Source organism: Paenibacillus sp. FSL K6-0108, from assembly GCF_045040695.1.
In the GTDB taxonomy this organism is placed as follows: Bacteria; Bacillota; Bacilli; order Paenibacillales; family Paenibacillaceae; genus Paenibacillus; species Paenibacillus pabuli_B.
This window is the reverse complement of sequence record NZ_CP150288.1, coordinates 6229032-6252471: the sequence shown is the minus strand read 5'-3', so window position 1 is coordinate 6252471 and position 23440 is coordinate 6229032. Positions and strand designations below refer to the sequence as shown.

The following is a 23440-nucleotide window of genomic DNA, read 5'->3' as shown; positions in this document are numbered from 1 at the left end:
ACAATGACCAAACCAACAAGCAAATCGAAAAGAGCGCATATTATTTCTCATACGCACTGGGATCGGGAATGGTATCTTCCGTATGAGAAACACCATATGAGATTGGTGCAGCTGGTGGATTCATTACTGGATCAGCTCGATCAGGGCCCTGATTTCAAAAGCTTTTATCTGGACGGACAAACAATCATCATTGACGACTATCTCCAGGTTCGACCTGAGCAGAAGGAACGGCTGGAGAAACATATTCGTGATGGACGAATTGTCATTGGACCATGGTATATTTTGCAGGATGCCTTCCTGACCAGTGGTGAAGCGAATGTACGTAATATGCAGGTCGGACATCGGGATGCCAAACGATATGGAACACCTTCCAAGATTGGATACTTCCCAGATACCTTTGGACTGGTGGGACAGACACCACAGCTTATGCTGCAATCGGGTATCGATAATGTCTTCTTCGGGCGAGGCGTGAAGCCAACAGGCTTCAATAACACGGTGTCAGACGCTGGATACGAATCCAGTTTTTCAGAGCTGATGTGGGAAGGTCCGGATGGATCGAAAGTGCTTGGTGTTTTATTTGCCAACTGGTACTCCAACGGGAATGAGGTTCCGGTGGACGAAGCTTCGGCCCGCAAGTTCTGGGAGACCAAGCTTGCAGATGCGGAGAAATATGCATCGACCAATGAATTGCTGTACATGAACGGATGCGATCATCAGCCTATTCAGAAAGATCTGCCTGAAGCCATTCAAATGGCTGAACAATTGCATCCCGAAATCGAGTTTGTTCACTCCAACTTTCCGGACTACCTGTCAGCATTGAAAGAATCTGCGGTTCAGGAGCTGTCTGTTGTAAAAGGAGAGCTGCGCAGCCAGCGTACCGATGGCTGGGGAACCTTGGTGAACACGGCTTCGGCACGCGTTTATCTGAAACAGATGAACCAGCTGGGCCAAGCCATGTTGGAAAAGGTGGCTGAACCACTGGCTTCGTTCGCGCATCTGCTGGGTCATCCATATCCGCATGATCAATTTACCTATGCATGGAAAACGTTGATGCAGAATCATCCGCATGACAGCATATGTGGTTGTAGCGTAGACGAGGTGCATCGCGAGATGGTCACACGGTTTGATAAGAGCCGTCATGTCGCTGAGGCCCTGATTGAAGATAGCACCACCCAAATTGCCGCAGCGGTCGATACGTCAACCTTTGAACGATATGGTGAAGAAGCACGTCCTGTGGTTGTGTTTAACACATCGGGATGGGAGCGCAGCGGTGTGGTTCAGATTGAACTGGATGCGGCCCGTTTGTACTTCCGCGACGGTTTCTCATTGGAAGATATGGCAGCCAAAATGAACGCCATTGACCTGTCAGGTCGTAAATTGGTGGATGAAGAAGGCAAGCCGGTTCCATGTACGGTAGAGGATCTGGGGCTATCATTCGGCTATGATCTTCCGGATGATCGATTCCGTCAGCCATATAGCTGCCGTCGGGTGAGCATTACGTTTGAAGCAGGGAACGTGCCTGCACTTGGTCTGAAGACGTATGCCTTGGTTCGTATGGACAGCAATGCTGCGAGTAATTCAAATGCTGTTGCTGAAACGTCTGTAGGTACTGATGCGACTTCAACTACACTGCTGCGTGGTGAACGTGGCATGGAAAATGAATATTTTATCGTAAATATTGCAGACAACGGGTCTTTGGCACTCACGGATAAACGGACAGGCCGGACGTATAAGGATCTTGGCGTGTATGAAAATGTCGGTGATATCGGCAATGAGTACATGTTCAAGCAGCCGGAGAATGAAGTGGCATTGACGACGAAGGATATTCGGGCAGAAATTCGTGTGATTGAAGATGCGCCTTACAGAGCTTCGTACGAAATTGTTCATCATTGGGAGATTCCTGAATCCGCTGACGAAACGCTCGATCGTGAGCAGCGTGAACTCATCTATTACCCACATCGTAAAGCTCAACGTTCCAAACAAATGGTTACGCTCAAGATCCGAACCATTGTGTCGTTAAGCCGCAGTGGAAAAGGTATCAAGCTCGAAACAACCTTTAACAATCAGGCGAAGGATCATCGGGTACGGGCACTCTTTCCGACAGATCTGACAGCGGCTGTTCATCACGTGGACTCGATGTTCGAAGTTGCTACTCGTGATAATACCCCTGCACCGGAATGGCAGAATCCGAGCAATACCCAGCATCAGCAAAGTTTTGTTGATGTGAGCGAGGATCAGGCTGGATTGGTTGTAGCTAATCTGGGTCTGAATGAATATGAGGTGCTTAAGGATGGACGGAATACGATTGCTGTGACATTGCTTCGTGCTGTAGGAGAGCTTGGAGACTGGGGACTGTTCCCGACACCGGAAGCTCAGTGCCTTGGCGAACATTCCTTCCAGTTGGAGATTATCCCTCATGACGGGAACGGAGCAACATCCGGAGCGTACATTGAAGCTTACCAGTTCCAGATTCCATGGACTTTGACTCAGACGAACGTACACCCGGGATTCCTGACGCCAAGCAACACACCGTTTGAGTGGCAAGGGGACGGTCTTGCGTTTTCTTCACTGAAGGTGAACGAGGATTCGGGTGATCTGATGTTGCGTTGGTACAATATGAGATCCAATACAACTGAGTTGAAGTTTGCTGCTTCTGAGTCCATCCCGCAAGCATTGGAAGATGCATACCAGAGCAACATTCTGGAAGAAGAGACAGGCAAACTGAATGCTTCAATGATAAATGAATCTTCCACTGCCTTGATCAGCAAAGAATGGGCTCTTCAAGCGGGACCTTGTGAGATTGTTACGGTGGGGTTACGCCGTTAATTTTCCAAGCGTGATCGGATCAATTCTTTGTGTAGTGTCTAACCGAAGTTCTGCGTACTGTCATGGAATGGATAATGCTTTTTCCAGCTGAACATGTTGAGTTATTCCTCAAGTTTATATAGAATGAACAGTAGAATTACAAGCGATCGAAGGTTACCCTGCCATCATGATGGTCATCGTAAAATTCAATTGTTCATTCTATATTGATACTATTAAGGGGGCTTGAAGCCATGGAATCCTTGGGAGGACTGCTTCAGCAGCTGAATCCTTCCTTTCGTGAACAGTCGCGGCGGATTGCGGCGGATTTAATGGAAGATCCGTACGTACGCGAATTCCGCGCAGGTCATCCTGAACTGAAAGATGCACAGCTTATCACCGATCTGAGCAAGCTGTATCAGTATGCCAAAGATTCGAAGAACTGTGCGAACTGTCCGGGACTCGACAACTGTCCTAACGATTTCCAGGGTCACTTTTGCAAACTGGAAGTAGAGCATTTTAACGGTAAACCCGAAATTATAGATAAAAAAGCACCTTGTTCCAAACATATCGCCCGGCAAAATGAGCATATTATCAAACAGAGAATCCGCAGTTTCTATGTGGACGAGCGTGCGCTCAATGCAGGTTATAACGATGTTGAAATTATGGGCAAGGATCGGATGCGTGCTCCGGCAGTAAACCAGGTTCTGCGTTATATTAACGATACCAAGGAGAATGGATTATCTCCGCAAGGACTGTTTTTGGAAGGATCATTTGGAACGGGCAAGACGTTCCTGATGTGTTATATGCTGCATGAACTGGCTGTTGCGGGCCATACAGGTGTCATTATCTACATGCCTGATTTTGTGGAGGATCTGAAATCCATGATTAGCGAAGGAAACAAGCTGAAGGAAACGACGGATATTCTGAAAAGCTGTGATCTGCTCATCTTTGATGATATTGGGGCAGAGAATCTGAACCCTTGGGTTCGGGATCATGTGATGGGTTCCATTCTGAACTACCGTATGAATCGCAAACCTACATTTTACACGTCGAACTACAACTTGGATGGGCTGGAGAAACATCTTAGCTTCACCAGCAGGGACGGCGAGGAAATGAACAAAGGCCAACGTTTGATGGATCGGATTCGTCCGTTTGTGGATGTCATCTCGGTTCGGGGTGAGAATCAGCGGGGCAAACGTTAATTCCTATGATGCTATCGATCTGATCTGATTTATTTTTACTCATATATAGTCCCAAAAAAAGCCTGGCTTTCGCATTGTCGCGAAAACCGGGCTTTTTTGGCCTGCGTGCAGCCTGAAGTTCCTTATTCGGTGATAAATTTGAAAATAACCATTCCGAAAAAGATAACCGTCATCAGGCCGGCCATGCCAGCAACACCCGCTATCAGATCAAACAGATCATTACGGGGTTCCTCGTTCACATGTTCACGCGGGTCGTTGATCCGCACATTTGCATCCATGGTATTGCCTCCTTATGGGGATAACAGCTTGCCCTTACAGGGGGCTGAAGCCCGGAGTAATTTTAGTATACTTGGAAAAGAAAGCGTTTGTAAAGATTTTGCAGTGAACCTGCAAGTTCTTCGAATGTGAAGATTTGATGTTGGGAAGATGAACATTGATGCGTTCGTTTCACAAGTTTAGAGTACCTGTGTTATACTGGAAGTGTCGTTTACGACGTTACAGGTTAAAATAAACCGTAAGTATATATAAGGAGGACAATTTCATGGCTATTGTTAACGTATCCGATCAATCCTTCAACGCTGAAGTCGAAGGCGAAGGAACGGTTCTTGTTGATTTCTGGGCGCCTTGGTGTGGTCCTTGTAAAATGCTCGCTCCAATCCTGGAAGAGCTGTCCACCGAAGTTGGCGATGCAGTGAAAATTGCTAAAGTCAATGTGGACGAAAATCCGGAATCCGCTTCCCGCTTCGGCGTAATGAGCATTCCGACATTGATCTTCTTCAAAGATGGTCAACCGGTTGATAAAGTGGTTGGTTTGAACTCGAAAGATGCTCTCAAAGGAATCATCGAAAAACACCAATAATTAACCAAGATTTCACATACGCCTCCGGTTATGCGCCGGGGGCGTTTTGCGTCGAAACCTTTCATATAGGACAATATAAGATATACTATTTATTATAAGGTGAAACTGAAATTTACATGAACAACGGAGAGGGCAGAAATGACCTGTAGAAACGAAGTGGTCGCCTAAAAGCTTTCTGAAAGAAAGCTGCTTCGGAAGCATGCGCTATCCCCGGATTTATACGTTATAAGACAAGAATCAAAGAAATCTGGGGGTAACAGCGATCGAAAGGTCATTATGTCATCGGAGTGCCTCATGTAAGGTGAAGCTATCAGCTTTCTCAGTAATCGGGAAGGAGGACCCACCGAATTATGGATGAATTCATTACAAACGTGCAGGAACAGGAGAAGGCTCTGGAGCAGATCCGGCACAAGCTGGCTTTGCTGCCTGACATGTCCGGCTGTTACCTGATGAAAAACAGTGAAGGTACCATTATCTATGTAGGTAAAGCGAAAGTGCTGAAGAATCGCGTAAGATCCTATTTTATCGGCAGTCATAATGGGAAGACACAGCGCCTGGTGTCGGAAATCCGTGATTTCGAATATATCGTTACCGGCAGCAATATGGAAGCACTCATTCTGGAGTGTAACCTGATCAAGAAACATATGCCGCGGTATAACGTGCTGCTCAAGGATGACAAGACCTTTCCTTACCTTAAAATTACGAATGAAAAGCATCCCCGACTCGAAGTGACCCGGCGGGTGCTCAAAGATAAAGCCAAATACTTCGGACCTTATCCGAATTCATATGCGGCACACCAAACGAAAAAGCTGCTTGACCGGATGTATCCGCTACGCAAATGCGGCGTGATGCCGAAGGAAGTATGCCTGTATTATCATATGGGACAGTGCCTCGCTCCCTGTGTGCAGGAAGTGGGCAAGGAGCAGTATGATGAGATCTCCCAGGAGATCAGTTCATTTTTGAGTGGCGGGCATGAGGAGATCAAGAAGGATTTACAGCGCAAAATGCAGGAAGCGGCTGAGGATCTATATTTTGAACGTGCCAAGGAACTTCGGGATCAGGTCATTGCCATTGATGCGATGATGGAAAAACAGAAAATTACGATGGCGGATGCCAGAGACCGCGATGTGTTTGGTTTTGCCATTGATAAAGGCTGGATGTGTGTCCAGATTCTATATATGCGTCAGGGGAAAATGATCGAACGCCACGTGTCGACGTTCCCGTTTTATGGTGAGGCATACAGTGATTTTATGTCTTACGTGACCCAGTATTACAGTGATAATCCAGCATTGCCGCAGGAGATCTTATTGCCGGAAATGCCAAAGGATCTGGCGGCTGGTGGCGATAGTATGGATGATGTATCTGATGCTGATGGAGCGGTATCTGCTGCCGTGACGGCCGAATCAGAAGAGACAACACGATTGGCGCAAGATTCTACGATTGAGTTACGCGTTGCCGAGTCCCGTGCATCTTATGGAGATATTCAAGCAGAAGCAGTAGCTGAAGCGGGAGAAGCTGCAATGGTCATCCAGGACCACGCTGCTGCCTCTGAGGAGGCATCGGCTGATAAACAGCCTCCAGGCTTCGAAGACCCTTCTCAGATAGCTGCAGCCTTGCAGGAATGGCTGGAAATCAAAGTCCACATTCCACAGCGTGGGTTGAAACGGCAGATGATTACGATGGCTGTAGATAACGCGCGTGTAGCATTGGAGGAAAAGTTCCGTCTGATTGAGCGCAACGAAGAGCGGACCTCGAAGGCTTCAGAAGGTCTGGGACGTTTTATTGGTCTGGATCAACTGCGTAGGATTGAAGCATTTGATAACTCCAACATCCAGGGAACGAATCCGGTTTCTGCCATGATTGTATTCACCGATGGCAAACCGGATAAGAAAGAATACCGGAAATACAAGGTGCGTTCGGTCGAAGGACCAGATGACTATGAAACGATGAGAGAAGTCATTCGGCGCCGGTACGAACGGGTGTTGAAGGAAAACTTAACCCAGCCTGATCTGATTGTGGTCGATGGAGGTAAAGGTCAGATTTCGGCAGCCGTGGACATTTTGGAAAATGAATTGGGATTGTTTATTCCGGTATGTGGACTGGTGAAGGATGCGAAGCACAAGACCTCACAATTGATGATCGGCAACCCGCCGGAAGTCATCTCCTTGCCGCGTGACAGTCAGGAGTTCTACCTGCTGCAGCGAATTCAGGAAGAGGTCCACCGATTTGCGATTTCGTTCCACCGCGAGCAGCGTGGGAAATCGATGGTGACTTCCCGTCTGGATGCTATTCCAGGGATTGGAGAAAAGCGGCGCAAGCTGCTGCTGAAGCATTTTGGCTCTTTACGCAAAATAAAAGAGGCCAGCGTCGAAGACTTCCGGCCTCTATCTATTGGTGACAAGCTTGCGAAACAAATTATTGCAGCACTTCGGGATGAGGAGTCGTGACATACGGCTTCTCTTTTTGTTTTGGATTCATCTTGTAGATGACATAACCAACGATGGCCGGAAGCACAATCCAGAAGAGTCCAGCGGAAATGTTCAGAGCATCACCCATGAAGATCAGGCTTAGCCCCATCAACAGGCTGTCAAAGATAACATGTGCGAATACAACGGCGATGAAGCCGTGACGCAGCATAATCAGACTGAACAAGAGTCCGATGACTGTAAGCTCTATTGGACGTGTGATGACCGGATAGATCGGGTACAGGGTGTGTCCCAGAGCCCAGATCAATGTGGGGATGAGGCAGGCAATGAACGTATTGCGTACAACCTTCTGCATCATGCGAATTCCGAACAGACGATAGACTGTTTCCTCACCAATCCCGGCCATCCAGGCCATAATCGGGAAGATCCAGGCATAACTCATGTTATAAGTGGACTGGTCAGCCGATGTTGTTGACCAGCTTCCAATACTGCGCTCCAGAATAAAGAACAGTACGGATTGCACACCCAGCAGAATCAACGCCCATAAGTAACCTGTATACATACTGTGCAGCACATATTTGCCGTATCCGGGTTCTTTGGCCCGAGGCCAAGGATTCAGACCGATTTTGCGCCACATGCCGTCACCTGCAACGAGCGACAGATAGATGGTTGCACTCATGACTAACGTGATCCCAGCTTGCATCACCATCAGGAAGGTCAACATAAAGTTAGACAACCCTTGCGCCTGAAAGAGCGGAATCATGTTCAGTGTGCCAATCACGGAAGCCGCAAAGTATATCACAGACAGAACGATTCCGCGTTTGAATGACGTGTGTGCTCTGGTCAGAATGCTGTAGATAATCGCGAGCACGCCTAGCACAAAGGTCAGAAAAGCATAACCGCCGTAAGTCATCCAGTTGGCTTGCCTCGTCTGATTTTTTACATAATCGGTATGGGAGGCAGGGACCGAAAAGACCGATTCGAAGGAGCGAACGGCTCCGTTTTCAAACGTAAAGTTCAGTTCCAGCTTGGAATCCCCGATTTGCTTTTCATTATCCGTGTATTTCAGCCCCGCTTCTTCTTCACGGGTGTCCAGCTGTAGTTTTGGCACATTATACCCAAATTCGCCAAGTACGCCAGCGGCAAGCTGCTCTTTTTCAGTTAAGGAAAGGTTATCTTCAGCTAAACGTTGGGCAGCATTCACTTTGCTTTTGTCCTGCTCAGCCTCAATGGATGCATACAGGGAAGAAGGGAGTTCGCGCTTGAAACCGACAACTTTTCCTGTTCTCATATGTACGTCAACATTCAAATAACCGCCTTTGTCCTGATCGGGCAAACGAACGCGGTACACATCGTAAGGATAGGTTGTTTCCCATTTCTTGTTATAGGTTTCTAACTGTTTGGTTTTCGCCATATACCCATAGATATCGGAATGGGTTTGGTACGTCACAAGCTCGTTTCCGGTATTCGTCGGAAGGGTATAATCAGGTAGAGAAGCTGCAAAAGATCGTGCCGACTCCGCTGCTTTCTCCTTGCTTATGAAGGAAGTAGACTGGATATCAGTCGTTTGCGATGAGGTGGCAGGGAAGATTTGAAAAACGAAAAACAGAATCAGGCCAATCGCCGCAAGCAACCCTAAACGCTTGAAGTTAGCTTTGAGTACCAAAGGCTGCCCTAAGGGATTCATTTAATGTTGTTCCTCCTTTATTAATATGGATATTAAAGTAAAGATAGCACAGCCCAAGCCCCGAATGCCAATGGCGAAACGAGAAGCGGTGCAAATGCATGAAAACGAATGAAAATGATCGAAACAATCTGATCTATCCGTCGCCATATCTGAGTTTTTCCCTTTTTGACGGAATTCGATGCTATTTACACAAAAATCGTTTTGTATACAAACGTCGCAGCGCTTATAATTTTGAATCAAATGTCCAATATTCCGCATGTCTTTAGGCTATCAAGGGAACGAATAGAATGTATCAAAGGTATTCCAACCTAATGTATATGTATTACAGTGAAAATCATACATGTTTACGCTCCGAAATGGGCTTTCCAGGTGCTTGGCTATTCCGTCGAGTGATATGGAAAAGCGCTTCGGAGAAAGGCTCCACATCGTGGAGTCATTTTCTTTTTGGCAGAGGTGGATGATACTCAAGTGAAAATGAATGTTCAATGGATGCGTCTATCACCACCCCGAATTCTGGTCCTGGGGTTCGCGGGTATTATATTGCTCGGGACACTTCTGTTGATGCTCCCGGCATCCAGTCGAAGCGGAGTCAGCCTTCCTTTTATTGATGCACTCTTTACTGCGACTTCTGCAGTCTGTGTAACGGGGCTGGTTGTAGTGGATACAGGTACTCATTTTTCGACGTTGGGTCAGATCGTAATTGCAATCCTGATTCAAATTGGCGGGCTTGGCTTTATGACGATGTCGACACTGGTGGCGATTGCATTCAAACGCCGGATCTCTCTGCGTGAGCGGTTGATTTTGCAGGAAGCGATGAACCAGAGTACGATGGAGGGGATCGTCCGCCTTATTCGCAAGGTTGTGATGTACTCGCTCATATTGGAAGGCATATGTGGCACGTTGTTCGCCATTCGCTGGTCGTTCGATATGCCAATGGGGCAGGCTATCTATTATGGATATTGGCATGCGATCTCCATGTTCAACAATGCCGGGTTTGACATGTTCGGAGAATTCCGCAGCTTTACGGGGTATGTGTATGATCCGCTCGTGAATTTTACAGCCATGTTCCTGATTGTCTCTGGCGGGATCGGTTTTGTCGTTCTGTCCGATCTGGTGGAGTATCGGAGGACGAGAAAGCTGTCGCTGCATTCCAAAGTGGTGCTGTTGACAACCGGTTTGTTGATCGTCTTTGGAGCACTGGTGATCTTTGTGTTTGAATTCAGTAATCCCCGGACATTGGGAGGGCTGAACTGGGGAGGTAAAATTCTCGGTTCGTTCTTCCAGTCTATAACCCCGCGAACCGCAGGGGCCAATACGTTGGATATTGCCGGACTGAGGCAGGCAACGCAGTTTTTCATCATTATTTTGATGTTTATCGGGGCCTCTCCGGGTTCCACGGGAGGCGGGATCAAAACGACCACCTTTATGATTATGATCGGGGCTGTTGTCGCGATGATTCGTGGGAGAGAAGATATTGTCTTTTTCAGGTATCGACTCTTACAGGAACGGATTTTCAAAGCATTGACAATTACGTTCCTCGCACTGTTGCTGATTATCGCGGTCACGATGGTGCTCAGTACAACGGAAGACAGCAGTTTTCTGACGATTTTATTTGAGACAACATCAGCTTTTAGTACGGTCGGTTTATCGATGGGGCTTACACTGAAGCTGACCACGATCGGCAAGCTTTTGATCTGTTTCACCATGTTTGCAGGACGTCTTGGCCCGATTACGCTCGCGTATGCACTCGGACAGAAAAAGGGTAAAGAATTGTACAGGTATCCGGAAGGCAAAATGATTATTGGATAAGGGGTTCGTGAAGAACAATGAAAACACAGCAGTTTGCGGTAATTGGGCTTGGGCGCTTTGGCTCCAGTCTGGCACAGGAATTAATGGAGCTTGGGTATGAAGTGCTGGGTATCGATAAAAATGAAGAAGTCGTCGAAGACATGAGTGAATTGGTCACCCATGCCGTCGTCGCGGATTCTACGGATGAGGAAGTGCTTCGCTCCCTCGGCATCCGCAATTTTGACTGCTGTATCGTTGCCATCGGGGCTGATATCCAGACCAGCATTCTCACTGCTATTTTACTGAAGGAACTCGGTGTAAAAACTGTTGTGGCCAAAGCCATTTCGGTTCTTCACGGACGGGCACTGGATAAGCTGGGAATTGATCGTGTGGTTTATCCTGAGCGTGATATGGGAATCCGGGTTGCCCATCAGCTTGTTACCCCGAATCTGCTGGATTATATCGAATTATCCGATGATTACAGTATTGTGGAGATGAAGGTTCCAGCTTGTCTGCATAATAAAACGCTATCCACTCTGAATGCACGGGTACGCTTTGGCTGCAGCATTGTAGCCTTGCAAAAGGAAGCCGGGGTCATTATTGCCCCGACTGCACTGGACTCGCTTCAGATGGGTGATATCATGGTAATTATCGGCATGAATGATGACATTGACCGTTTTGAGGAAGAAGTGATCAGCCAGGAGAGCTAGATCTGAATCTATGAATTGGAACGCTGAGCATTGAACTCGGCTGATGAATATGAATGTTAAGGCGTCGTCGTCCTCCGTGAGGGCAGCGGCGCCTTTGCTGTAAAGAGCGCAGCCGTTTCCCTGACCCATTGTCTGGAGGTCTGGCTGAGGTTTTCCTTTTCCCCATAGATCATGCAGGTTGTTCGCCGGGTCTGTTGCAGCTGCGGCAGATATACCGAGACGAGATCATTGTCCGCAAGCAATTGAGGGCGGAGATACGACTTGGGCAGCAGGGCTGCGGCTTTGCAGGTGGGCAGAAGACGGACAATTGCTTCAAAGGAATCAATCTCCATGCGAATATCCGGCATCACGGCGCAGCGCTGGAACAGGTCGTCGGTTAATTTGCGATACCAGGTTCCCTTGGAGAACGTAATCATCGGCAGATCCTGCAAATGTTCCATTCCGGCTTCTTTACCCGACAGGGGATGCGTTAAAGGCACAACCAGCTCCAGATGATCATCAAAGAGTGGCACACAGTTTAGCCCGGCTTCACTTATAGAAGAGGCAACGATGCCTACATCAGCTTTTTTATCCCGCACAAAAGAGACAATTTCATGCGTTTTCCCCGTCACCAGTTTGATTTCCGCATTTGGATGTTTCTCCATAAAGGCATTTACCAGCGGCGGCAACGTGGTTTGAAGCGTTGTCAGACTTGCTCCAAGTGTGATGGAGCTTTGTTCTTCGTCCTTGTACTGGGCCAGCATGGTCAGAAATTTTTGTTGCTGCTGTTTCTGCTCTACCGCGAAAGTATAGGCAAACTGGCCTACGCTGGTTAATTCAAGTCGTTTACCACGGCGATGAAAGAGCGCTACGCCGAGTTCATCCTCCAATTTGGAGATCTTGCGAGACAGCGCCGGCTGTGAAAGATTCAGCAATTTCGATGCACGGTTCAGACTGGACTGCTCTACAACCGCCGCAAAAGCGTTTAATTCCTCAAACATGAGCACTAACCTCTTTTCTAATGAACGTACTTTGCGTGAGGCATCTCCTTGTCAAATATTTCTCCATGTTGTATGGCCTGCACGTCCGATGTTTATAACTTATACCTATAGGTTATAACATTTAATAATTATATTGCAATTCCATTATAAGAAAAAAAGGAGTAACATGAATCGTGACACAAGTTGTTCACACCTGAAGAAAACGGAACAATTTGTCGAACCTTTCCTTGGGAAAGGTTTGTGTCATGATAAGCGAATTTTATTTATGAAAACGTTGTATTTAGCGAAAGGGGATCGACATTTTATGAAAGGGTTTTACTCCAGAAAGCTGCACTCCTTGCTTGGCGTCATTCCGCTCAGTCTGTTTTTCATTGAGCACATGGTGACGAACTTCTCGGCAGTTGAAGGCGGCAAAGAAGGCTTTAACGATGCAGTTGCATTTCTGAATGGCCTGCCGCTCGTAATTGTACTTGAAACGCTTCTCATCTGGTTGCCGCTGTTCTATCACGGTGTATATGGTTTGTACATTGCCTATCAGGCCAAGCCTAACGTGGGACGCTTTGGCAATGAGCGCAACTGGCGTTATACGCTGCAGCGCGTCAGCGGTGTCATTACGTTTGTGTTTGTCATCTGGCATATTTGGGAGACTCGTTTCCAGGTTGCGTTGGGGAATGTCACACACGAAGAGCTTGGCGGGGTCATACACGGCATCGTGATGAATCCGGTAACGTTTATTTTATATCTGATCAGTGTGGTTGCGGCATCCTATCACTTTGCCAACGGCCTTTGGTCGTTTCTTGTTAGCTGGGGGATTACGGTCGGTCCTCGCGCACAGCGTGTATCTTCCTACGTCTGCATGAGCTTGTTTGCCATCGTTGCCCTCATGTTTATTGCATCCCTGCTTGCTTTCCGGAGCATGGATTTCCAGGTAGCAACTTCAATGATTGACGCAGTTAAGACAGTTCTGATTTAAGCATTTGGACTTTAAATGCTGACTTATAAGGGAGTGAACAGCAATGGCATCAACTAATGTAATTATTGTGGGCGGAGGTCTCGCGGGATTGATGGCGGCGATCAAATCGGCTGAAGCCGGAGTCCATGTTCATTTATTTTCACTGGTTCCCGTCAAAAGATCCCACTCCGTATGTGCCCAGGGCGGCATCAACGGTGCGGTAAATACCAAGGGTGAGGGCGACTCCCCATGGGTACACTTTGACGATACCGTATATGGCGGTGACTTCTTGGCGAATCAGCCTCCAGTCAAAGCAATGTGTGAAGCGGCACCAGGCATCATTCACCTGATGGACCGGATGGGTGTAATGTTTAACCGGACACCGGAAGGTTTGCTTGATTTCCGTCGTTTCGGCGGAACGAAGCATCACCGTACAGCGTTTGCCGGTGCAACGACAGGACAACAATTGCTCTACGCATTGGATGAGCAGGTGCGTCGCTGGGAAGCGGCCGGTCTCGTGACCAAGTATGAGAACTGGGAGTTCTTGCAGGCGGTTATTGATGACGAGGGCGTCTGCCGCGGCATCGTAGCCCAAGATCTGAAAACGATGAAGGTACAGACGTTCCCGGCAGAAGCAGTTATTCTGGCGAGCGGCGGCCCTGGCATTATTTTTGGTAAAACAACCAACTCGGTGATCAATACAGGTACTGCTGCAAGTGCGGTGTATCAGCAAGGTGTTAATTACGCGAACGGTGAGTTTATTCAGATCCACCCGACAGCGATTCCAGGCGATGACAAGCTGCGTCTGATGTCCGAATCGGCTCGTGGTGAAGGTGGACGGATCTGGACGTACAAAGACGGTAAGCCTTGGTACTTCCTCGAAGAAAAGTATCCGTCATACGGTAACCTGGTTCCGCGTGATATCGCGACGCGCGAAATTTTCAGCGTCTGCGTGGATATGGGCCTCGGCGTGAACGGCGAGAACATGGTATATCTCGACTTGTCCCACAAAGATCCGAAGGAGCTGGATGTGAAGCTCGGCGGAATCATTGAGATCTACGAGAAGTTCATGGGCGATGACCCGCGCAAAATCCCGATGAAAATCTTCCCGGCAGTCCATTATTCCATGGGCGGCATGTGGGTAGATTATAACCAAATGACCAACATTCCAGGACTGTTCGCAGCTGGTGAATGTGAATACCAATATCACGGTGCAAACCGTCTGGGAGCAAATTCCCTGGTATCTGCAATCTACGGTGGTATGGTGGCTGGACCGAAAGCGGTTGAATATATCAAAGGACTCAAAAAATCGTCCGCAGATATCAGTTCTTCCGTATTCGATGGTTATACCAAGCGCCAAACGGAGAAATACGAAGGCATCCTGAAAATGCAAGGTAACGAAAACGCCTATGTCATTCACAAAGAGCTTGGTGAGTGGATGACGGCGAATATGACGGTGGTACGCTACAACGATAAGCTGGAAGCAACCATCGGCAAAATCAAGGAATTGAAAGAGCGTTACGGCAAAATCAACATGTACGACACTTCCGGTTGGAACAACCCGGGTGCGGCATTTACCCGTCAGCTGTGGAACATGCTTGAACTGGCAGAAGCGATGACGTTGGGCGCGTTGCTGCGTAACGAAAGCCGTGGAGCGCATTACAAACCGGAATTCACCGAACGGAATGACGAGGAATTCCTGAAAACAACGATCGCAAGCTGGTCGAAGGAAGGTCCAAAAATTTCGTACGAGCCAGTCGACGTTTCCCTCATCCCACCACGGATCCGCGACTACTCGAAGGATTAAGTAAAGCGAAATTTCGGTCTATTAATAAAGTTAATGAATTAGCATCTTAACTGAAAAGCAGTAAACACATAGAGGCGAAGCGTTCGCGGAGCTTCTCTAAGTTACTGCGAGGAGTTTATTTTATATTTATAAGATTCAAAGTTAACACCTTAACGGAGCAGGCAGAAGAATACTGAAGAAGCAAAGCGTTCGCCTTTATCACCGGATTTTCACCCTTATAAAAGTGGATCAAAAAAATCTGGGGATAACAGCGATCGGAAGGATCTTCTGCCAGTGGAGTGACCATGTGTGAACATTGTGGTCTTATAACGATAGCAATCAATCATCGTCACCAAAGGAGGGGACAACGATATGGCGGACACAGCTACAGCCAAAAAAACCGTCAAGTTTATCATCACCCGTCAGGACAGCCCGGAGTCATCTTCGTACAACGAAGAGTTTGAGCTTCCATACCGTCCCGGCATGAACGTTATTAGCGCCCTGATGGAGATCCAGCGGAACCCGGTCAATACAGAAGGCAAGTCCATTGCCCCGGTCTGCTGGGAATCGAACTGTCTCGAAGAAGTTTGTGGAGCATGCTCCATGGTCATCAACGGCAAGCCGCGTCAAGCGTGTGCTGCCCTGATCGATAAGCTCGAACAGCCGGTTCGGATCGAACCGATGAAGACCTTCCCGGTGGTTCGTGACCTCGTCATCGACCGTACCCGGATGTTTAACGCCCTAAAACGGGTTAAAGCGTGGATTCCGATTGACGGTACCTATGACCTCGGTCCAGGTCCGCGGATGCCTGAGAAGAAACGTCAGTGGGCTTACGAGCTGTCCAAATGTATGACATGTGGTGTATGCCTCGAAGCATGCCCGAACGTGAATGAAAAAACAGACTTTATCGGTCCGGCTGCACTTTCTCAGGTACGTCTGTTCAACGCTCACCCAACTGGGGAGATGAACGCCGAGGACCGCCTGGAAGCGCTTATGGAAGATGGAGGCATCGAGGGCTGTGGGAACTCGCAGAACTGCGTGCGCTCTTGTCCAAAAGGTATTCCGTTGACTACCTCCATTGCCGAAATGAATAAACAAACGACCAAGCACATGTTCAAACGCTGGTTGGGTGTGTAATTTAATTGAATACGACGCAGACTTCGAATCTGCACCAATAAAAGAAGTCGTGATCCTGGGCGCATATGCCCTAAGATCCCGGCTTCTTTTTCCATAGGCAGAGGAACCGGGCTAGTCATGCAGAATATGGTATACTTAGAGGATCGATTGGAGCGGAAGAAGGAGGGGGACGAATGAGAGAAACACCGCATGAGGGCAGAAAGATCTCGCCGCCCCAGCGCTCACGGCATGAATCTGATTCGGAGAATTCCGTTTTTCCCGGAGAGGAAAAGGATCATGATCCCTCCCGGCGCAGTTTTTTGCTGCGCATGATTTTCATGACGGCGAGTGCCAGTTTGCTCACAGGAGGTTATGCCTGGTTATGGGAGCCACGTCATCTGGAGATCAAGCACGTTGAATTGAAACTGCCCAAGTTTCCAAAAGCATTCGAGGGACTGCGTGTCATTCAGTTCAGTGATGCTCATCTTGGATTCCATACCGGGCTGAAGCAAATGGAGAAGCTGGCTGAAACGATACGGGAGCAGCAGCCTGACCTGATTTGCTTTACCGGAGATATGGTTGAACGGGAAGCAGAACCGATGCGTGAATGTATTCCTGCACTGGCTTCTATGCAAGCGAAGTATGGCAAATATGCCGTATTGGGGAACCATGATTATCGAGGCCAGCAGCAGCGTGAAGTGGAGCTGATGTTCAAGGAGGCCGGGTTCACGTTGCTCCGAAACAGTCATGTTCTGATTGAACGAGGGGATTCACGTATTGCGATAGCAGGTCTGGATGACGCGCTTACAGGTAGGCCTGATCCTCTTGTAGCAATCAAGGGATTGAGTAGAGAGGTCTGGAAACTGCTGCTTATGCATGAGCCCGATTATGCAGACATTGCGGCACCATACGGTTTCGGACTGCAGCTCTCTGGACACAGTCATGGTGGTCAGGTGCGTTTTCCCTGGATTGGAGCATTGACTACCCCGAGAGGTTCGCTCAAGTATATTCAAGGGTTATATTACGCAGGGGATAAGCATATGCCAGTCTATGTGAACCGTGGCTTTGGCATGACCCAACTGCCGATTCGCTTTTTGTGCAGGCCGGAATTAACGGTTTTTGAACTAAAGGGTTAATAACATAAAGCATATAGAGCATAAAGGGAGGTTAGCCAGATGGAACGAATTGCGATTGTATCCGATATTCATGGCAACATGACTGCTTGGGAAGCGGTATTAAACGATATTCGGAGTCGCGGATTGGAGCGAATCTTTTGTCTTGGCGACCTCGTCGGCAAGGGGCCTGATCCGGTACAGGTTGTTGATCGGGTGAGAGAGACATGTGAGCAGGTTATCCGTGGCAACTGGGATGAGCTGGTTGCGGTTAATCAGGACAATGAGAATTTTACTTGGCAAGCGAAGCGGCTGGGTCAGGAGCGATTGGCATATCTGGAGAGCTTGCCGTTTAGCCACCAATTAGAGCTGAGTGGTCGTACGATCCGCTTGGTGCATGCCTCTCCCCAAAGTGTATATCACCGCGTACAGCCATGGGATGAGATCGAGAAGAGGTTAGCGATGTTCGATGCTCCGGCAGATGAACCTGAGCTTGGTGTGGCGGATATCGTGGGATATGGAGATGTACACAATGCATACTTGCAATTTCTAAATGGGAAAATGTTGTTCAATGCAGGCAGTGTGGGCAACCCGCTTGATTTTACCCAGGCTTCTTACTGTATTCTTGAAGGAGAGAACAGCAGCAATCGGAATTCACCGTTCAACCTTCAATTTGTAAGAGTACCGTATGATATTGAACAGGAAGTACAGGCCGCACAGCGGGCCCAGGTACCTTCGCTTGATTTTTATATCCGAGAGCTCCGTACAGGCGTTTATCGAGGTCTGCAAACGGATTAGTCAACATAGGAATAAACCCCTGTAATGAATTGGCATACTAATGTTCGGACTAATGCTACTGATTGTAGTGTTGTTGAGTATATTGATGCTTTATCGTTAATCCATGTATTCTATTTGCGCCGGATCATCCTGGAAGCATGCTTGTCTTACCGGACTCGAACCCGTTAGGCAAAAGGAGCGATTGTCATGCTGACCCGAAAAATGCTGGGCCAAGGATTGCCTGCTTTATGCACAGAGCGCCTTGTTCTTCGATCATTACGTCAGAGTGATTACAGCACGCTATCGGAGCTGTTTTCCGACCCGCAGGTAATCCGTTATGTGAACAGGGGAAGTCAGCCCACACCAATCCGGGCTCGGCGATTATTGAATCAGATCCGCAGCAGCAGTGCCAAGCTGGATTCACTGCATTACGGCATCTGCTGGAAAGGCAGCGAACAGATCATCGGCATCACTTCATTCCAGCATTGGAACGACCAGAACGGTACCGCACAGATCGGATATATTCTAAACAGGTCCTGCTGGGGTAAGGGGGTCGCGACTGAAGCAGTGCGGCGTTTGCTGGAGTTCGGTTTTGACGAGCTTCAGTTGTACAAAGTGGAAGCCCGCTGTTACGAGGCGAATGTATCATCCGAACGGGTACTTTGTAAAAGTGGCATGAGTTATGAACGAACCCTGCCTTCGTTTGTATTGAGTCATGAGGATGGAGAGACGCCGGATACCATGCTGGATGTTAAGGTGTATAGTTTGTATCGTGAACAGCATGTCCGTTTTCATTTGGAAAATTGCCTGCAACCGCTGGTATCCGACAAGCACGAGTAACATAGAATAGAGCATATTGCATATTTCCACGAGCGTCTTTCAATTAGTTAAAAATAGATCGATTTAATGAAACAGCAGAGGTTTGAAACGAACTTCAATCATTTGTTACACAATTGAAATATAGCTGCAATTGAACTCTAACAGACAGCGGGTAAACTTATCTCATGACCCCCTTTTTGATAAATAGATATGCTGTTGGGACCCGCTCTTAGCGGGTTCATTTTTTTTTATATAAGCATCCAGAAGCGCTTCAAGACGTGTTTATTTTGATTTCTCCAGTCTGCTTCTGAATTCCCTAAAACCTTTAGGTGTTTTTCCTTGGTCTTTTTTAAAGGTTTGTATGAAGTGATTCACATGATTGAAGCCCACATTGCGAGCGATCTCGGTAATCGTATTCTCCGAGGATACCAGTAGTTCGCAGCTTTTTTTAATTCGATATTTTATGAGGTACTCATATGGCGTCATATGAACTGTCTTTTTAAAACTTCGTAAACATTCCGAAATGCTCAAATGCGCAGTATCGGCAATCTCACGCAGCGTGATAGGACTCGAGTAGTTCTGATGGATAAAGCTTAGCATAAGCTGCAATCTTTCCTGCTGCCGTTTTGCGTGTTTTGGTGCTTCCTCTTGCGGTAGCGAAAGGTTGGATATTAGGATGAACCAAAGCTGTACGGTCTTGATCGAAATCTCATATTCCCATCCCCAGCTCTTGCTTCTATTAAATACTCGTTTCATGTTCCAAAGCATGTCCAATACTTGATTTTCCCACTCGACGTTAGCTGAAATAACGATAGAAACAAAAGAGGAACGGGTGTATGGCAGCACATACTTCTCTTCCATTGTACTGTCTGAGTGGAAAGCGAGCAGCTTTTCTGGGAAGTTAAAACTCACATATTCGCCATCATGACTTAGCTGTGTCGTGACATGAAGAATTCCCTTGTTGATTAGAATCGCCTGGCCGGTTTTTAACTCATGATCAATTCCATTGACTTGAATTACTAGTGTTCCTTTCGTTACTAGCGTGATCTGCAGTTCTTCATGCCAGTGCAGGTCGTTAAATCCCCGTCCTTCGGGAACGCTTGTATAGAGTGTATGGGTGTACATGATGTAAGGAAATGAACGATCTGGAAATGCAATGGTCTCATGTAGCGGTTTTGGCATGCCAAAAACCTTCTTTCTATGACGATATATCGATATTAAGTAGTGATATATTTGCACATTTTAAATAAAAACGATGATATTATTATATCATATCTATGGCTTATCATTAGAGCCTGTGCACAGATCGGATAAGACCTCTTGGAGGGTTTTAAGTGAAAGAACGCAAGGCGTCGTTATTGCTTCATCCTTATGTACTTCTTTTTATCGCCATTCTATCGGTTTCCGTTTCTTCAATTATGATTAAATCTTCAGATACGCCAACCGCTATAGCAGGTATGTATAGGCTTTATATTTCAGCGGTCATTATGCTTCCTTTTGTCTCTTGGAAAACAATCCGCTCCTTACATTTGACCGCCAAGGAGTGGGGGACGTTTTTCCTAGGTGGTCTGCTCCTGGGACTGTATCTCTTATTCTGGATGGAATCGCTCGTTTATACTTCGGTGGCAAGTTCCATGGTCATCTTAGCGCTGCAACCGTTGTTTGTCATGATCGGTTCGTATTTTATCTTCAGGGAACGGGCTGGCATTCTGAGCTTACTTTGTTTAGTGACCGCGCTGTTTGGTTCGATCATTATCGCTTGGGGAGATATCGGTGTTTCTAGAGAAGCACTTATTGGGGACGGATTATCTTTAATTGGAACCATACTTGTTTCAGCTTATATGCTAGTAGGGCAAAAGTTGAGTCAGAAAATCGATGCCAATTTGTATAGTGTCGTAGTTTTTTTTCTCGGGGGAAGTGTTCTGCTCATCTACAGCATATTAAGGGGCTTTTCCATAACCAACTATGATTCTTCGGACTGGACCTATTTCTTTCTACTTGCGATTGTTCCCACGATCTTCGGCCAGTATATTTTCAATCGACTGCTTAAAACCATTAGTGCTACAACGGTATCGGTAGGTATTATTGGAGAGCCCGTTCTGGCAATTATGCTAGCTTATCTCTTCCTGGGAGAAACCATTTCCATCTTCCAGTCTGTAGGCGGATTGATAACGCTGCTGGGTATGCTGATCTACTTCTGGCAGCAATCACTGCAGCATTCACCGTCGAAGCGCCTATCGTATTAAATGTGGGAGCCGTCAATGTCCCACTTCGCCGAAGCGCAGGATTCAACACAGCAAAAACGCATACAACTAACGGGAAACGACAGTTCCCAAACAAAAACCCTTACAGCGTGCTTGTTCACGTCGTAAGGGTTTACTGTGCTCTCTATGTTTAAAACGGTACAACTTGCATTTGTTTCTGCTTAAAATACACCCATTCCGTAAAACCGATCTCTTGCAGACGTGTGCGAACGTCATCCAATTCATCGGCAACCCGCTGCGGTTTGTGGGCGTCTGATCCAAAAGTCACCTTCACTCCATAATAATGCGCACGCTCCAGAATGGCATCGGACGGGTACCAACCACCACTGAGCTTGGTTTTACCCGACGTATTAATTTCAATAGCCACGTTCGATTCTGCAATGACCTGCAGCGTTTCATCAATGGCTTGATCCGCGATAATGTCCGAAAAGGGTGGATAGTTTCCTTTCATCGCATCAATATGTCCGAGAATCTGGAACATGCCGCTTTGGGCAGATTGCCGAATCAATGCATAGTAACTTTCTTTTACTTCAACTTTACGCGCATCGCTTAATCCATTCCAGCGGGTTTTGTTGAATATGCTGACATCCTCCGTATGATGAACTGAACCAATAATATAATCAAAAGGATATTGCCCCAGTGTACTACGATATAATTCGGCATGGACAGGGAAATAGTCGGATTCAATGCCAAGCAGCACATCGATTTTGCCCGCGTATTCTTCCTTCAGTGCTAGAACTTCTTCCACGTAATGACGCAATTCCGACTTGCCCATCGCGATCCGGGGGAAAGCCTGCTCTTCGTCACTGCCGAAGTAAGGGGTATGATCCGAGATACCGATGACCTGAAGTCCAGACTGGATACCTGCCTCAATATAGTCGCGAATATTGCCGTCTGCATGACCACAGCGAAAATGATGGGTGTGAAGATCAAATTTCATATGGAAATCCTTCCTTTCTCATGGCTCATTTATCATTCTGAACTGATGAACTGTGTCTCCGGCATGCCTTTGAGATCGCTCAGGAATTGCTGCATGGCTGAATTGACATAACGGCTTGATTTGTAAATGACTCCGACAGGGTGACTGACCTCCAGTTCACTTAAGGGGATCATGCGCAGTGTGCCTTGCCGCAACTCATGGGCAACGGATTGTTTGGATATCACGGCTGCCCCGAGGTTGATCTCAACCATCCGTTTTACTTCCTCGCTGCTCGACAACTCCATGACGATATTGGGCTCAATGTTATGTTTCTTGAAAATGCCTTCCGTAAAGCGGCGTCCCACCGTATCGGGAGACAGCAAAATCAGCGGTGTGCTGCGCAGGACATCCACCGCAGCATGCTTTTGCTTCGCCAGTGGATGGAATGGGGATACGACAAGTTCGAACGTATCGTAATACAGCACGGACGTATTCAGGTTGGGATTACGTTCCGTGAGATAACCGATCCCAATATCGACCATACCATTCTCAACCTGGGTATAGATTTGTGATGAAGGCAGGGATTGGATACTCGTCTTGATGAGTGGAAATTGATCCTGAAAGTAGGATAACACTCGTGGCAAAATCTGAATGGCAATGGATGTGGTTGTACCGAGCCTGATATGTCCCTGAGGAGTCTCATCGAGATCCATCAGTTTCTGTTTCAATTCTCCCACGATGTCCAGCATGCGTTCTGCATGTTGAAGAAACACCTGTCCGCGATCGGTGAGGGTGACCGGTTGGTTACGGTCGACAAGAACGGTGCTGAATTCGTCCTCCAGGCTCTTGATCTGGGCTGAGACGGCAGGCTGGGTCAGATTGAGAAGTTCCCCGGCTTTGCGGAAACTCATCGTTTTCGATATGGTAATCAGCGTCTCCAGTTGACTGATATTCATGTATGGCCTCCTTGCATGCAAAATTTCTTCTGTCTATCCATAGGTGGAATCCCGTAACTGGTCATTATTCCGTTCCTTAAATTATAGGTGATTCAGGACAGCAGGGCAATGAAGGGAACATCATGGATTTGGGGAGGTCCATTAGAACGAGAAATTAATTTTATTTCAAGAAATTAAAAATTTTAATATTTCAGAAACAGTAAAAAAGTCCTAAATACCTTTTGCCGTGCCTCTCCATGGCAATTGTTCCTGCAACAGATCCTAAAAGCCTCGTTTTTTCGC

Annotated in this window: 19 protein-coding genes; 13 read left to right on the top strand and 6 right to left on the bottom strand. The window is 47.3% G+C overall.

Annotated features, from left to right (window positions below; genetic code table 11):
* The first annotated feature begins 3 nt into the window (after window positions 1-3).
* Window positions 4-2826 carry an alpha-mannosidase gene (locus MHB49_RS28425; protein WP_405153855.1) on the top strand — a complete coding sequence of 941 codons (2823 nt, stop codon included), beginning with the start codon at window positions 4-6 and terminating at the stop codon, window positions 2824-2826.
* Window positions 2827-3056: 230 nt separating this feature from the next.
* Complete coding sequence (gene dnaI / locus MHB49_RS28420) at window positions 3057-4007, top strand: primosomal protein DnaI (protein ID WP_247899239.1); 951 nt, start codon at window positions 3057-3059, stop codon at window positions 4005-4007.
* 122 nt (window positions 4008-4129) lie between these two features.
* On the opposite strand, the gene MHB49_RS28415 is transcribed toward dnaI, so the two are convergent.
* Window positions 4130-4285, bottom strand: coding sequence for a YqzM family protein (locus tag MHB49_RS28415; protein ID WP_090810527.1), 156 nt, complete (start codon window positions 4283-4285; stop codon window positions 4130-4132).
* Between the two features lie 263 nt (window positions 4286-4548).
* Between MHB49_RS28415 and trxA the strand changes: the two genes are divergently transcribed.
* Window positions 4549-4866 (top strand): thioredoxin, encoded by a 318-nt coding sequence (gene trxA, locus MHB49_RS28410; protein WP_036605788.1) that lies wholly within the window; start codon window positions 4549-4551, stop codon window positions 4864-4866.
* Window positions 4867-5216: 350 nt separating this feature from the next.
* Entirely contained in the window at window positions 5217-7313 is a 2097-nt protein-coding gene (gene uvrC, locus MHB49_RS28405; RefSeq protein ID WP_405153854.1) for an excinuclease ABC subunit UvrC, read from the top strand.
* Here the strand turns inward: uvrC and MHB49_RS28400 are convergent.
* Window positions 7282-8979 (bottom strand): CPBP family intramembrane glutamic endopeptidase, encoded by a 1698-nt coding sequence (locus tag MHB49_RS28400; protein ID WP_405153853.1) that lies wholly within the window; start codon window positions 8977-8979, stop codon window positions 7282-7284. The genes uvrC and MHB49_RS28400 overlap by 32 nt on opposite strands.
* Before the next feature lie 474 nt (window positions 8980-9453).
* On the opposite strand from MHB49_RS28400, the gene MHB49_RS28395 reads away from it, so the two are divergent.
* Both MHB49_RS28395 and MHB49_RS28390 read left to right on the top strand, forming a co-directional pair.
* Window positions 9454-10788: a TrkH family potassium uptake protein gene (locus tag MHB49_RS28395; RefSeq protein ID WP_405157261.1), complete on the top strand. Its 1335-nt coding sequence runs from the start codon at window positions 9454-9456 to the stop codon at window positions 10786-10788.
* A 17-nt stretch (window positions 10789-10805) separates the two neighbouring features.
* On the top strand, window positions 10806-11477 hold the full coding sequence (locus tag MHB49_RS28390) for a TrkA family potassium uptake protein (protein ID WP_076290888.1): 672 nt from the start codon (window positions 10806-10808) through the stop codon (window positions 11475-11477).
* A 56-nt stretch (window positions 11478-11533) separates the two neighbouring features.
* On the opposite strand, the gene MHB49_RS28385 is transcribed toward MHB49_RS28390, so the two are convergent.
* Window positions 11534-12457: a LysR family transcriptional regulator gene (locus tag MHB49_RS28385; RefSeq protein WP_090904496.1), complete on the bottom strand. Its 924-nt coding sequence runs from the start codon at window positions 12455-12457 to the stop codon at window positions 11534-11536.
* Window positions 12458-12761: 304 nt separating this feature from the next.
* Here MHB49_RS28385 and MHB49_RS28380 point away from each other — a divergent pair, with 304 nt between their 5' ends.
* The 6 genes from MHB49_RS28380 (at window position 12762) to MHB49_RS28355 (ending at window position 19040) form a co-directional block, all read left to right on the top strand.
* A complete protein-coding gene (locus MHB49_RS28380; protein WP_247903293.1) occupies window positions 12762-13430 on the top strand; it encodes a succinate dehydrogenase cytochrome b558 subunit in 669 nt (222 codons plus the stop codon).
* A 43-nt stretch (window positions 13431-13473) separates the two neighbouring features.
* Window positions 13474-15216, top strand: a complete 1743-nt coding sequence (gene sdhA / locus MHB49_RS28375; protein WP_405153852.1) for a succinate dehydrogenase flavoprotein subunit — start codon at window positions 13474-13476, stop codon at window positions 15214-15216.
* A gap of 351 nt (window positions 15217-15567) precedes the next feature.
* A complete protein-coding gene (gene sdhB / locus MHB49_RS28370) occupies window positions 15568-16332 on the top strand; it encodes a succinate dehydrogenase iron-sulfur subunit (RefSeq protein ID WP_024632624.1) in 765 nt (254 codons plus the stop codon).
* A 173-nt stretch (window positions 16333-16505) separates the two neighbouring features.
* Entirely contained in the window at window positions 16506-17447 is a 942-nt protein-coding gene (locus tag MHB49_RS28365) for a metallophosphoesterase (protein WP_405153851.1), read from the top strand.
* Window positions 17448-17486: 39 nt separating this feature from the next.
* Complete coding sequence (locus MHB49_RS28360) at window positions 17487-18221, top strand: metallophosphoesterase family protein (protein ID WP_405153850.1); 735 nt, start codon at window positions 17487-17489, stop codon at window positions 18219-18221.
* A 186-nt stretch (window positions 18222-18407) separates the two neighbouring features.
* Entirely contained in the window at window positions 18408-19040 is a 633-nt protein-coding gene (locus MHB49_RS28355) for a GNAT family N-acetyltransferase (protein ID WP_247899231.1), read from the top strand.
* A 261-nt stretch (window positions 19041-19301) separates the two neighbouring features.
* Here MHB49_RS28355 and MHB49_RS28350 read toward each other — a convergent pair whose 3' ends face one another.
* On the bottom strand, window positions 19302-20201 hold the full coding sequence (locus tag MHB49_RS28350; RefSeq protein ID WP_405153849.1) for a helix-turn-helix domain-containing protein: 900 nt from the start codon (window positions 20199-20201) through the stop codon (window positions 19302-19304).
* A 152-nt stretch (window positions 20202-20353) separates the two neighbouring features.
* Here MHB49_RS28350 and MHB49_RS28345 point away from each other — a divergent pair, with 152 nt between their 5' ends.
* Window positions 20354-21265 (top strand): DMT family transporter, encoded by a 912-nt coding sequence (locus MHB49_RS28345; protein WP_405153848.1) that lies wholly within the window; start codon window positions 20354-20356, stop codon window positions 21263-21265.
* A 148-nt stretch (window positions 21266-21413) separates the two neighbouring features.
* Here the strand turns inward: MHB49_RS28345 and MHB49_RS28340 are convergent, their stop codons facing one another.
* Together MHB49_RS28340 and MHB49_RS28335 are read right to left on the bottom strand one after the other, a co-directional pair.
* Window positions 21414-22223 (bottom strand): histidinol-phosphatase, encoded by an 810-nt coding sequence (locus MHB49_RS28340; protein ID WP_405153847.1) that lies wholly within the window; start codon window positions 22221-22223, stop codon window positions 21414-21416.
* 32 nt (window positions 22224-22255) lie between these two features.
* The gene (locus MHB49_RS28335) at window positions 22256-23158 is read right to left on the bottom strand and encodes a LysR family transcriptional regulator (RefSeq protein ID WP_053783212.1); all 903 of its coding nucleotides are present in this window, start codon (window positions 23156-23158) and stop codon (window positions 22256-22258) included.
* Between the last annotated feature and the right edge of the window lie 282 nt (window positions 23159-23440).

What these genes read in the sequence shown, in the direction of transcription:
- MHB49_RS28425 (WP_405153855.1), top strand. Translation starts at nt 4, where the DNA reads ATGACCAAACCAACAAGCAAATCGAAAAGAGCGCATATTATTTCTCAT.
- dnaI (WP_247899239.1), top strand. Translation starts at nt 3,057, where the DNA reads ATGGAATCCTTGGGAGGACTGCTTCAGCAGCTGAATCCTTCCTTTCGT.
- MHB49_RS28415 (WP_090810527.1), bottom strand. Translation starts at nt 4,285, where the DNA reads ATGGATGCAAATGTGCGGATCAACGACCCGCGTGAACATGTGAACGAG.
- trxA (WP_036605788.1), top strand. Translation starts at nt 4,549, where the DNA reads ATGGCTATTGTTAACGTATCCGATCAATCCTTCAACGCTGAAGTCGAA.
- uvrC (WP_405153854.1), top strand. Translation starts at nt 5,217, where the DNA reads ATGGATGAATTCATTACAAACGTGCAGGAACAGGAGAAGGCTCTGGAG.
- MHB49_RS28400 (WP_405153853.1), bottom strand. Translation starts at nt 8,979, where the DNA reads ATGAATCCCTTAGGGCAGCCTTTGGTACTCAAAGCTAACTTCAAGCGT.
- MHB49_RS28395 (WP_405157261.1), top strand. Translation starts at nt 9,454, where the DNA reads ATGAATGTTCAATGGATGCGTCTATCACCACCCCGAATTCTGGTCCTG.
- MHB49_RS28390 (WP_076290888.1), top strand. Translation starts at nt 10,806, where the DNA reads ATGAAAACACAGCAGTTTGCGGTAATTGGGCTTGGGCGCTTTGGCTCC.
- MHB49_RS28385 (WP_090904496.1), bottom strand. Translation starts at nt 12,457, where the DNA reads ATGTTTGAGGAATTAAACGCTTTTGCGGCGGTTGTAGAGCAGTCCAGT.
- MHB49_RS28380 (WP_247903293.1), top strand. Translation starts at nt 12,762, where the DNA reads ATGAAAGGGTTTTACTCCAGAAAGCTGCACTCCTTGCTTGGCGTCATT.
- sdhA (WP_405153852.1), top strand. Translation starts at nt 13,474, where the DNA reads ATGGCATCAACTAATGTAATTATTGTGGGCGGAGGTCTCGCGGGATTG.
- sdhB (WP_024632624.1), top strand. Translation starts at nt 15,568, where the DNA reads ATGGCGGACACAGCTACAGCCAAAAAAACCGTCAAGTTTATCATCACC.
- MHB49_RS28365 (WP_405153851.1), top strand. Translation starts at nt 16,506, where the DNA reads ATGAGAGAAACACCGCATGAGGGCAGAAAGATCTCGCCGCCCCAGCGC.
- MHB49_RS28360 (WP_405153850.1), top strand. Translation starts at nt 17,487, where the DNA reads ATGGAACGAATTGCGATTGTATCCGATATTCATGGCAACATGACTGCT.
- MHB49_RS28355 (WP_247899231.1), top strand. Translation starts at nt 18,408, where the DNA reads ATGCTGACCCGAAAAATGCTGGGCCAAGGATTGCCTGCTTTATGCACA.
- MHB49_RS28350 (WP_405153849.1), bottom strand. Translation starts at nt 20,201, where the DNA reads ATGCCAAAACCGCTACATGAGACCATTGCATTTCCAGATCGTTCATTT.
- MHB49_RS28340 (WP_405153847.1), bottom strand. Translation starts at nt 22,223, where the DNA reads ATGAAATTTGATCTTCACACCCATCATTTTCGCTGTGGTCATGCAGAC.
- MHB49_RS28335 (WP_053783212.1), bottom strand. Translation starts at nt 23,158, where the DNA reads ATGAATATCAGTCAACTGGAGACGCTGATTACCATATCGAAAACGATG.